The 10,691-nt window shown below is 66.5% G+C and carries 8 protein-coding genes; 4 read left to right on the top strand and 4 right to left on the bottom strand.

Annotation, left to right across the window (positions count from 1 at the left end; translation table 11 throughout):
- The first annotated feature begins 262 nt into the window (after positions 1-262).
- On the top strand, positions 263-760 hold the full coding sequence (locus tag ACULPM_RS10795) for a dihydrofolate reductase (RefSeq protein WP_445331470.1): 498 nt from the start codon (positions 263-265) through the stop codon (positions 758-760).
- Between the two features lie 122 nt (positions 761-882).
- Here the strand turns inward: ACULPM_RS10795 and ACULPM_RS10790 are convergent, their stop codons facing one another.
- From ACULPM_RS10790 to ACULPM_RS10775, 4 genes are all read right to left on the bottom strand, one after another.
- A complete protein-coding gene (locus tag ACULPM_RS10790) occupies positions 883-1,545 on the bottom strand; it encodes a hypothetical protein (protein ID WP_445331471.1) in 663 nt (220 codons plus the stop codon).
- Positions 1,546-1,718: 173 nt separating this feature from the next.
- On the bottom strand, positions 1,719-2,492 hold the full coding sequence (locus ACULPM_RS10785; RefSeq protein ID WP_445331472.1) for an aminoglycoside phosphotransferase family protein: 774 nt from the start codon (positions 2,490-2,492) through the stop codon (positions 1,719-1,721).
- Positions 2,493-2,531: 39 nt separating this feature from the next.
- Complete coding sequence (gene adhE, locus ACULPM_RS10780; RefSeq protein ID WP_167931101.1) at positions 2,532-5,153, bottom strand: bifunctional acetaldehyde-CoA/alcohol dehydrogenase; 2,622 nt, start codon at positions 5,151-5,153, stop codon at positions 2,532-2,534.
- A gap of 178 nt (positions 5,154-5,331) precedes the next feature.
- Positions 5,332-7,197 carry a PTS mannitol transporter subunit IICBA gene (locus ACULPM_RS10775; RefSeq protein WP_445331473.1) on the bottom strand — a complete coding sequence of 622 codons (1,866 nt, stop codon included), beginning with the start codon at positions 7,195-7,197 and terminating at the stop codon, positions 5,332-5,334.
- A 286-nt stretch (positions 7,198-7,483) separates the two neighbouring features.
- Here ACULPM_RS10775 and pfkB point away from each other — a divergent pair, with 286 nt between their 5' ends.
- The 3 genes from pfkB to ACULPM_RS10760 all read left to right on the top strand — a co-directional run bounded on the left by pfkB (position 7,484) and on the right by ACULPM_RS10760 (position 10,621).
- On the top strand, positions 7,484-8,413 hold the full coding sequence (gene pfkB, locus ACULPM_RS10770) for a 1-phosphofructokinase (protein ID WP_445331474.1): 930 nt from the start codon (positions 7,484-7,486) through the stop codon (positions 8,411-8,413).
- 57 nt (positions 8,414-8,470) lie between these two features.
- Positions 8,471-9,733, top strand: a complete 1,263-nt coding sequence (locus ACULPM_RS10765; RefSeq protein ID WP_167931098.1) for a zinc-binding dehydrogenase — start codon at positions 8,471-8,473, stop codon at positions 9,731-9,733.
- A gap of 123 nt (positions 9,734-9,856) precedes the next feature.
- Positions 9,857-10,621, top strand: a complete 765-nt coding sequence (locus ACULPM_RS10760; RefSeq protein ID WP_445331475.1) for a DeoR/GlpR family DNA-binding transcription regulator — start codon at positions 9,857-9,859, stop codon at positions 10,619-10,621.
- Positions 10,622-10,691 lie beyond the last annotated feature (70 nt).

Here is a 10,691-nt window from a genome sequence, read left to right as displayed (position 1 = left end):
AAGAACATCCCGATCGCGGTCTGACCGTCCGGTGGGAGGGGAGAAGGACAATGCCCCGGCGCTCAGACAGCTTGCCGCAGAGGGCGCGGCAAGAACTCGCGGCGGGACAATGTCCTTCTCCCCTCCCGCCTGCGTTTCTCCGAGCTGATGGCCCGGCATGTCGTCCCGCGCGCAGTTCTGTAGCCGGGCGTCCTACGCCCGGCGAAGCTGTCTGAGCACGGGGCGACATGCCGGGCCAACCCCTCACAGAAAGGTTTGAAAGATGAGCTGCAAGCTGAGTGCGATCGTGGCGGTATGCGACGACTGGGGCATTGGGCTCGATGGTGGGATGGTCGTGGAGAACCGCGAGGACATGAGGCACTTCGTGGCCTGCACGACGGGACACCCTGTCATCATGGGCCGGCGCACGCTCGAGAGCTTCCCCGGGGGGCGCCCGCTCAAGAACCGACGCAACGTGGTGCTCACGCGCGACGCGTCCTTCTCGCCCGAGGGCGTCGAGGTCGTGCACTCCGCCGAGGAGGCGCTTGACGCCGTCGCCGACGAGGACGAGGCGTGGGTCATCGGTGGCGGGCAGGTGTACGGGCTGCTCCTCCCCCATTGCGCCGAGGCCGTCGTGACGCGCAATCACTGCGTCCGGCCCAGTGACACGTTCTTCCCCGACCTCGACGCGCACCCCGACTGGGAGCTCGCCGAGGTGCGCGACGGCGGCGTCACGCCCGACGGCGTCACGTTCGACTTCGCGACCTACCGAAGGCTCTGATTGTCGGTGGTTTTTGACCGACCGGCTCTGTAGTGGTCGTTTCGGGGGCTAAGGAGCCCCAGCTAAAGAGTGGTGCGCTTGTGCGGCTACTCGCACGCCTCCTCAAAAAACACCGACAATCGTCAGGACTGCTGCGCTGCGAGCCCGGAAAGGACGTCCGAGCCGCCGTAGAGGGCGGAGAAGAAGGCGGCGTCACCGGCGACCTGTGGGATCCAGACACCCTCATCGTCTCTCACGCAGCTCACCTGCACCATGGTCGTGACGGGGCCCTCGTTGGCATCCAGGTGCGCATAGACGCTGTCGACGAGGTGCGAGAAGAGCGCCGCGCGGCCACCCTGCGCATAGGCCGCCTCGGCGTCGGCGGTCTGCGAGAAGGCGGAGAAGTCAGAGCCCGCCGCCGAGACGGCGGACGAGAGGCTCGCGTTGGTGAGCGTGACGCCGACCGTCGCCGTCCCGGCCGTCGAGTCCGCCTGGGCCTCCCCCACCTCATACGTCAGGTTCCCAAGGCAGTGGCGGCGCCACTCGTCCGCGTCGACGCCAAAGCGACCGAGGGCCTCCATCGTTGCGGCGTCGCCATAGTCGTCCGCCGGCCAGGCGGCGTCCTCGGGCTCCTCGCCCTCCTCGTTCGGGACCGGCACGACGTAGGACGCCATGAGCTCGGCGACCGCGTCCTGCGCCCGCTCCGCGTCCGACTTGAAGGCGCCGAGCGACGCGGCAACGCAGACCCCAGCCACCACTAGAACGACGAGAGCAATGCCAGCCAGGACGAGTCGCTTGTTCCGCATGGGGCTCCTTCCACGTCAATTTCCGCATATCAGCTTAGCCCAAGCCGGCAGGGCGCGTCGAGGCGGCGGACCGATTTGTGGCGGAGGCCGGAAATCCCGGACGTCGCTCCCGCCACAGAGAAGGGCCCGCCAGCCGGAGCTGACGGGCCCGAAGCGGTGCGTGGGACGAGCCGCTAGTCGATGTCGAGCGCGGCGTCGACCTGGCTGCGGAGGAACTCCTCGGCGTCCTTGCGGCCGCGGGAGAGCTCGGCGGCGGCCATGACGGGCACCCAGTAGTGCACCTTCTGCTTGGCGACGTCGGCCTTCTTGGAGAACACGTCGAGGTACTTCTCGGCGTGACCGGCGTGATACATCTTGAAGAGGATATAGGTCATCGCCGCGTCGGCCTCGGGCAGGCCGCGGGTGACGTGGGTCCAGTCGCAGGCGTAGAGCGTGCCGTCCTCGGTCACGATGACGTTGGAGGGGTTGAAGTCGCAGTGGCAGATGGCACGGCCGGAGCCCATGCGGTCGGCACGCATCTGGAGGTCGTAGCGCACGGACGGGTCGAGCTCCTTGACCTTGCCCACCATGCCGGCGATCTTGGTCTTCTGATCCTTGAGGAGCTCAGGGGCGGGCGTGCCCTGGATCTCGATCTGGAAGTCCACGAACTGCTCGAGGAGCTTGTCGTACTCGTCGGTGCCCTCGGCGGCGTCCATGAGGGAGCGCATGGTCACGCCCTCGACGTACTCGGTGGCCAGGGCCCAGGAGCCGTCGGCGACCTGGGAGACCTCGAGGATCTTGGGGACGCGCACGCCGGCCTCGATGACGCGGGCGATGTTCAGCGCCTCGTTGAAGATGTCGGAGGCCGGCTTCTCGGCCTTGAACACCTTGATAATGCGGTCGCCATCGAGGTAGACGGCCTTGTTGTGGCGCTCGACGATGACCTGCTTGCTGTCAGAAAGTTCCATTGCTGCCTCCTTCAGGGCAACGAGAAGAACCGGCTGGGACTAGTCCTCGTAGGAGCTGGGCTCGCGGCCGTAGAAGGCGTCGAGGTAGAGCTCCTTGATCTCGGACACGAGCGGGTAGCGCGGGTTGGCGCCGGTGCACTGGTCGTTGAAGGCGTTCTCGGACATCTCGTCGATCGTGGCGAGGAAGTCCTCCTCGGTCACGCCGAAGCCGGCGATGGTCGTCGGGACGCCGACGTGGGCCTTGAGCTCCTCGATGCGGGCGATGAAGTTCTCGAAGACCTCCTTGTCGTCCTTGCCCTGGATGCCGCAGAAGCGACCGGCCTCGGCGTAGCGCGCGAGGGTCTTGGGGTGGTCGTACTGCGGGAAGGTGCCCATCTTCACCGGACGCTCGGCGGCGTTGTAGCGCATGACGCGGGTGAGGATGACGGCGTTGGCCAGGCCGTGGGCGATGTGGTGGTAGGCACCGAGCTTGTGGGCCATGGAGTGGTTCACGCCGAGGAAGGCGTTGGCGAAGGCCATGCCGGCGAGGCAGGACGCGTTGGCCATGTGGTCGCGGGCCTCGACGTCGGTGCCGTCGTCATAGGCGCGCTCGAGGTAGTTGAGCACGAGCTTCATGGCGCGCAGCGCGAGGCCGTCGGTGTAGTCGGACGCCATGATGGAGACGTAGGCCTCGAGGGCGTGCGTGAGGACGTCGACGCCGGAGGCGGCGGTCAGGCCCTTGGGCTGGGTCATCATGTTGTCGGTGTCGACGATGGCCATGTTGGGCAGGAGCTGGTAGTCGGCGATCGGCCACTTGGTGCCGGTGTTGGCGTCGGTGATGATCGAGAACGGCGTCACCTCGGAGCCGGTGCCGGAGGAGGTGGGGATGGCCACGAAGAAGGCCTTCTCGCCCATCTCGGGGAAGGTGTAGATGCGCTTGCGGATGTCCATGAAGTCCATGGCCATGTCCTCGAACTTGGCCTCGGGGTGCTCGTACATCATCCACATGATCTTGCCGGCGTCCATCGCGGAGCCGCCGCCGATGGCGATGATGCAGTCGGGCTCGAAGGCCTTGACCTGCTCGAGGCCGCGCTCGCAGTCCTGGAGCTTCGGGTCAGGGGAGATGGACCAGAAGCTGGAGTAGACGATGCCCTGCTCGTCAAGGGACTCCTCGATCTTCTTGGTGAAGCCGCTCTTGTAGAGGAAGGAGTCGGTGACGATGAAGGCGCGCTTCTTGCCGTAGACCTCGGAGAGCTCGCGCAGGGCCACGGGCATGCAGCCCTTCTTGAAGAAGACCTTCTCGGGGACACGGAACCACAGCATGTTCTCACGCCTCTCTGCGACGGACTTGATGTTGAGCAGGTGCTGGGGGCCGACGTTGCCGGAGACGGAGTTGCCGCCCCAGGAGCCGCAGCCGAGCGTCAGAGACGGGGCCATCTTGAAGTTGTAGATGTCGCCGATGCCGCCCTGGGCAGCCGGGGTGTTGATGAGGATTCGGCAGGTCTTCATGCGCTTGGCGTGCTCGGCCATCTTCTCGGTCTCGCGCGTGTCGATGAACAGCGAGCTCGTGTGGCCGTAGCCGCCGTCGGCGATGAGGCGCTCGGCCTTGGAGAGGGCGTCCTCCCAGTCGGAGGCGCGGTACATGCCGAGGATGGTGGTCAGCTTCTCGTGGGCCCAGGGCTCGGAGGGCTCGACGGACTCGACCTCGCCGATGAGGACCTTGGTGCTCTCGGGCACGGTCACGCCGGCGGCCGCGGCGATCTTCGGGGCGGGCTGGCCGACCATCTTGGCGTTGACGCCGCCGTTGACGATGACCGTGTTGCCGACCTTGGCGATCTCGTCGCCCTGGAGGAAGTAGCAGCCGCGCTTCTGGAACTCGGCCTTCACGGCGTCGTAGATGCCGTCGAGGACGATCACGTTCTGCTCGGTGGCGCAGATCATGCCGTTGTCGAAGGTCTTGGAGTGGATGATCGAGTTCACGGAGAGCTCGACGTCGGCGGTGTCGTCGATGATGGCGGGGTTGTTGCCGGGGCCGACGCCGAGGGCGGGCTTGCCGGAGGAGTACGCGGCGTTGACCATGCCCGGGCCGCCGGTGGCGAGGATGATGTCGGCGGAGCGCATGAGCTCGCTCGTCATGTCGAGGGACGGCACGTCGATCCAGTCGATGATGCCCTTGGGGCAGCCGGCGGCCTCGGCGGCGTCGCGCACGATGCGGGCGGCCTCGGCGGTGCAGGCCTTGGCGCGCGGGTGCGGCGAGATGAGGATGGCGTTGCGCGTCTTCAGGCAGATGAGCGTCTTGAAGATGGCCGTGGAGGTGGGGTTGGTCGTCGGGATGACGGCCGCCACGAGGCCGATGGGCTCGGCGATCTGCTTGTAGCCGAAGGCCTTGTCGTCGGAGATGACGTCGCAGGTCTTCATGTCCTTGTACTTGTTGTAGATGTACTCGGAGGCGTAGTGGTTCTTGATGACCTTGTCCTCCATGATGCCGTAGCCGGTCTCCTCGACGGCCATCTTGGCCAGCGGGATGCGGGCCTTGTTGGCCGCCATGGCGGCGGCGTAGAAGATCTTGTCCACCTGCTCCTGGGTGAACTTAGCGAACTCGGCCTGCGCGGCACGCATCTCCTTGATGCGGGCTTGCAGCGCCTCGACGCTGTCAATCGTGGTCGTAACGTTGTCTGCCATGCGTTCCTCCTATTCCATCGGACCGCACGGGCTTCCAGTAACCCGCACGATCGTACAGAAGACAAGATAGCGCTGCTAGAAATCAAGGTCACTCAGAATATCCTGAAGAGTATATCACGGGCGCGACGAGACCTTACGTCACAGGTTGGCCTCGCCGCGCCCTCCTCCCCCGCCGCCGCTACCTGCGGCCGGAGAGGACGTCCACGACCCAGTCGACGTCGTCGGTGGTCTTCATCTTCTCGAGCACGGACTCGTCCTCGAGGATGCGGCAGATGTTGGCGAGCACCTCGAGGTGCTCCTCCCCCTTGCCGGCGATGCCGAAGACGAGGTAGGCCTTCTCCCCGTCGAAGTCGACGCCGTCGGGGTACTGCTGCAGCACCACGCCGGTCTTCTCGACGGCCTCCTTTGCGTCGTTGGTGCCGTGCGGGATGGCGATGCCCATGCCGATGTACACGCTCGTGAGGCGGTCTCGCTCCACCATGGCGTCGACGTAGGGCTCGCTCACGCAGCCGCGCTGGACGAGCAGGGCGCCGGAGTCGCGGATGCACTGCTCGCGACCCACCGAGGGGACGCCGAGGCGCACGTCGGCGCGCTCGATGGCCAGGCTCGGGCGCTCCTCCTCGGCGGGCGCGCTCGCCGGGGCCGGGGTGGGCTCGATGAGCTCGGCGGCATGGCTGAGCTGCGTGAGCGACGTGTAGAGCGCGTCGAGCGCGGGGTCGTCGAGGAAGTTGTCGATCGTCACAATCTGGGCCTGCGGCGCGCTCTTGCGGGCGCGCTCGGAGAGGACGCGCTGGCAGACGACAATATTGGCGTCGGAGGGCACGGTGTCGACGCTCGAGTGCTCGACCGTGAGGTCGGGGCGCTCGGCCTTGACGCGGTTGCGGAAGCGCGTCGCGCCCATGGCGGAGGAGCCCATGCCGGCGTCGCAGGCGAAGACGATCTTGCCGCCCTGCGTGTCGGAGATGACGGCGGCCTCCGCGGAGCCCTTCATGTCACGCATCTGCTGGCTCGCCTGGTCGAGGTCGGCGGTCGCCATGGTGCGGACGAGCGGCGTCGCGATGGCGAAGGAGACGCCGGCGGCGATGACGACGCCGATGATGTTGGTGAGCATGAGGTCCGAGGGCGTCATCGAGAGGAACGCGATGATCGACCCCGGGGACGCCGCGGAGGTGAGGCCCGCGCCGGTGAAGCTGAACCACGCGATCGCGCACATGTTGCCCACGATGGGGGCGATGATGACCTTGGGGTTCATGAGCACGTACGGGAAGTAGATCTCGTGGATGCCGCCGAAGAAGTGGATGATCACCGCGCCCGGGGCGGACTGGCGGGTCTTGGCGTCCTTGCAGAAGAGGCAGTACGCGAGAAGGACGCCCAGGCCGGGGCCGGGGTTGGCCTCGAGCATGTACATGATCGAGCGGCCGGTCTCCTCCGCCTGCGCGATGCCGATGGGCGTGAAGATGCCGTGGTTGATCGCGTTGTTGAGGAAGAGCACCTTGGCGGGCTCGATGAAGATCGCGAGCAGCGGCATGAGACCGTACTGCATGAGGATCTGCACGCCGCCCATGAGGACCGCCAGGATCGCGGTCATGATCGGCCCGATGGCGATGTAGCCGAGCATGGACAGAAACATGCCGATGAGGCCGACGGAGAAGTTGTCGATCAGCATCTCGAAGCCCGCCGGCGTCCTGTCCTCCATGAACCGGTCGAACATCTTGATGACCCAGCCGGCGAACGGGCCCATGACCATGGCGCCCATGAGCATGGTGGTGTCGGGGGCGCCGGCGATGCAGCCGATGACCGCGATGGCGCCCGTGATGCGGCCGCGGTCCCCGCCGGTGAGGTACCCGCCCTGGGCCGCGATGAGCACGGGAATCAGGTAGCTGAGCATGGGGCTGGCGATGCTCGCGAACCCCTCGTTGGGCAGCCAGCCGGTCTCGATGAACAGTGCCGTCAGAAATCCCCAGGCGATGAACGCACCGATGTTGGGCATGACCATGCCGCTGAGGAACTTGCCGAACCGAGAGAGACCCTCGCGTACTGACATCGGTCCCTCCTTCCTTGAGGCCCGTCGCAACGGGCCGACGCGTTGAACAGGGTGGGCTCGCGCCCATGACTTTTGTTTCAACGACTCAGATTCTAGACTTTCATTTCGATAATGTGCTGAGATTCGCCTTAGCACCGACCAATGGTAGAAAATGAGCGATAAACGGCTGTTAGAACGAAATTCTCACTTTTGTATTGACAACAGAGTGTAGGGTCCTATGCTGTTAGTTGACTTTTGTTTCGACAGTTCTTGTAATCATCGCAACAAAAAAGGAGAGGAGAGCCGCATGATCTACACCGTCACGCTCAACCCCGCGCTCGACAAGACGGCGACGGTCCCGCGATTCGCCCTGGACGCGGTGAACCGCATCACCGACCTGCGCGAGGACCCGGGCGGAAAGGGCATCAACGTATCGAAGGTCATCGCCAAGCTCGGCGGGGGGAGCCGCGCGCTCGCGCTTCTCGGCGGCTCGGTCGGCGACAAGATCTCGTCCCTGCTCGCCGAGGAGGGCGTCGACGTCTGGGCCTTCGCGGCCTCGGGCGAGACCCGCACCAACCTCAAGGTCGTCGACCCCGAGCTCGATACGCACACCGACATAAACGAGCCCGGACCCGAGGCGACGGTCGCCCAGCTCGACGCGATGCTCGAGAAGCTCGCGGGGGCCCTCGAGAAGGACGACATCGTGGTGCTCTCGGGGAGCCTGCCCAAGGGGGCGCCGGTCGGGACCTACGGCGCTTGGGCGCGGGCCTGCTCCAGGGCCGGGGCGAAGGTCTTCCTCGACGCGGACGGGGCGGCCCTCTCCAAGGGCCTCGAGGCACGCCCCTACCTCGCCAAGCCCAACGACGCCGAGCTCTCCCGGATCTGCGGGCGGACGCTCGGGGACGAGGGCGAGATAGCCGCCGAGGCCCGCGCGCTCGTCGAGGGCGGCGTGGGGCGCGTCGTCGTCTCCATGGGCGGGGCGGGTGCCGTCATCGCCGACGCCGAGCACGTCCTTCTCGCCCGCTCGCCCAAGGTCCCCGTGGGGTCGACGGTCGGCGCCGGGGACTCCGTGGTCGCGGCGCTCGCCTACGCGGAGGAGCGCGGGATGGGCCTCGAGGACACCGCCCGCCTCGCGATGGCCACGGGCGCGGCAAACGTCATGCAGTCGGGGACCCAGGCCGCCGAGCGCGAGCTCGTCGACTCGCTCCTGGGCAAGGTGACGATCAAGCCCCTATAGGGGCACGGCATGCCAAACGAACCTGACACCAATGTCACGAGAGAGAAAGGTTGCATCATGAAGGCTAAGGCAGTGCGTCTCCACGCGGCAAACGACCTGCGCATGGACGAGTTCGAGCTCCCCCAGATCAAGGACGACGAGGTTCTGGTGAAGGTGGTCTCCGACAGCATCTGCATGTCCACTTACAAGTGCGCCACCCTGGGCGTCAACCACAAGCGCGTCCACGAGGACGTGGCCGAGCACCCCGCGATCATGGGCCACGAGTTCGCCGGCGACATCGTCGAGGTGGGAGCCAAGTGGGCAGACCGCTTCAAGCCCGGCATGAAGTTCACGATCCAGCCCGCCCTCAACTACAAGGGCACCATGTGGAGCCCCGGCTACTCCTACGAGTTCTGCGGCGGCGACGCCACCTACTGCATCCTGCCCGCCGAGGTCATGGAGTGCGACTGCCTGCTCGAGTACACGGGCGAGGCCTACTACCAGGCGTCGCTCGCCGAGCCGATGAGCTGCTCGATCGGCGCCTTCCACGCCGCGTACCACACGCAGATGGGCGTGTACACGCACGAGATGGGCATCCGCGAGGGAGGCAAGCTCGCCATCGTGGCGGGTGCGGGCCCCATGGGCCTGGGCGCGCTGACCTACGCCCTGCACTGCGACCGTCGCCCGGCGCTCGTGTGCGTGGCCGACATCAACCAGGACCGCCTGGACCGCGCCGCGGAGCTATTCCCGCCCGCGGAGGTCAAGGCCGAGACGGGCATCGACCTCGTCTTCATCAACAACGGGGCGTACGAGGACCAGGTCGCGGCGCTGCTCGAGGTCTCCGGCGGCACGGGCTTCGACGACGTGCTCTGCTACGCCCCGGTGGCCCCCGTCGTGACGCTCTCCGACGCCATCCTCGGCCGCGACGGCTGCCTCAACTTCTTCGCCGGCCCCACCGACAAGAACTTCAAGGCCGAGATGAACTTCTACGAGGTGCACTACGGCTCCCATCACGTGATGGGCACGACGGGCGGCAACACCGACGACATGGTCGAGTCGCTCGAGCTCACCGCCGCCGGACGCGTGGACCCCTCCGTCATGGTGACCCACGTGGGCGGCCTTGACGCCGCGGCGGAGACCACGCTCAACCTGCCCAAGATCCCCGGCGGCAAGAAGCTCATCTACACGCACGTCAGCATGCCCCTGACGGCGCTCGAGGACCTGCGCGCCGCCGCAGAGAAGGACGAGCGCTTCGCGGGCCTCGCCGACATCGTGGAGGCCAACCGCGGCCTCTGGTGCCCCGCGGCCGAGCGCTACCTGCTCGAGCACTGGGCCGAGTAGCACGCCGCGCCACTGGCGTCAGGTTTATTTGGCGTGCCAAATAAACCTGACGCCAGTGGCATGCCCCGCTCGCTCGCGCTACCATGCCAAGCAGGGAACCATGCGGTGAAAGCGAGTCCAGCCATGAGCTCATCGATGAAGGAGCGGCGCGACGGGATCGTGCTCTTCGTGAACTCCGAGGGCAGCGTGACGTTCGGCCAGATCAAGAAGGCGTTTCCCGGCGTCTCCGAGATGACGCTGCGCACGGACCTCAAGGCGCTCGACGACGCGCGCCTCATCGTGCGCACCCATGGCGGGGCGCGCTCGGTGGAGTACGTGGTGGGGACCGACGACCTCCTGCTCAACCGCAGCACGAGAAACGTCGAGGAGAAGGCCGCGATCGCGCGCAAGGCCAAGGGGCTCGTCCGCCCGGACAGCACGATCTTCCTCGACTCGGGGTCCACCACCACGGCGCTCGCCCGCGAGCTCGACGACGTGCGCACGCTCGCGTTCACCAACAGCCTCACCTGCGCCGCCGAGCTCGCCCGCCTCGAGCGCGTCCGCACCATCATGGTCGGCGGCAGCCTCAACCGCTACAGCATGAGCCTCAACGGGAGCAAGACCGTCGAGGACGTGGGGTCGCTGAGCTTTGACCTGCTGTTCCTGGGCGTGACGTCCTTCCAGTCCGCGACCGGGTTCGCCTGCGGGTCCGACGACGAGGCCGCCCTCAAGCGCGCGCTCATCGCGCATGCCGAGAAGACCGTGGTGCTGATGGACTCCTCCAAGCTCGGGCAGCGGAGCACCTTCAAGATCTGCGACCTTGCCGACGTCGACTACGTCGTCTCCGACGGCAACCTCACCGAGCACTTCAAGAAGTACTGCGAGGAGGCCGAGGTCACGGTCCTGTAGCAGGGCGGGGGCGCGCCACTGGCGTCAGGCTTATTTGGCACGTCTGATTGACGTGCCAAATAAGCCTGAC

This window comes from Thermophilibacter sp. ZX-H3, assembly GCF_052599055.1.
The sequence above is the reverse complement of the archived record's forward strand: the minus strand, read 5'-3'. Positions and strand labels throughout refer to the sequence as shown.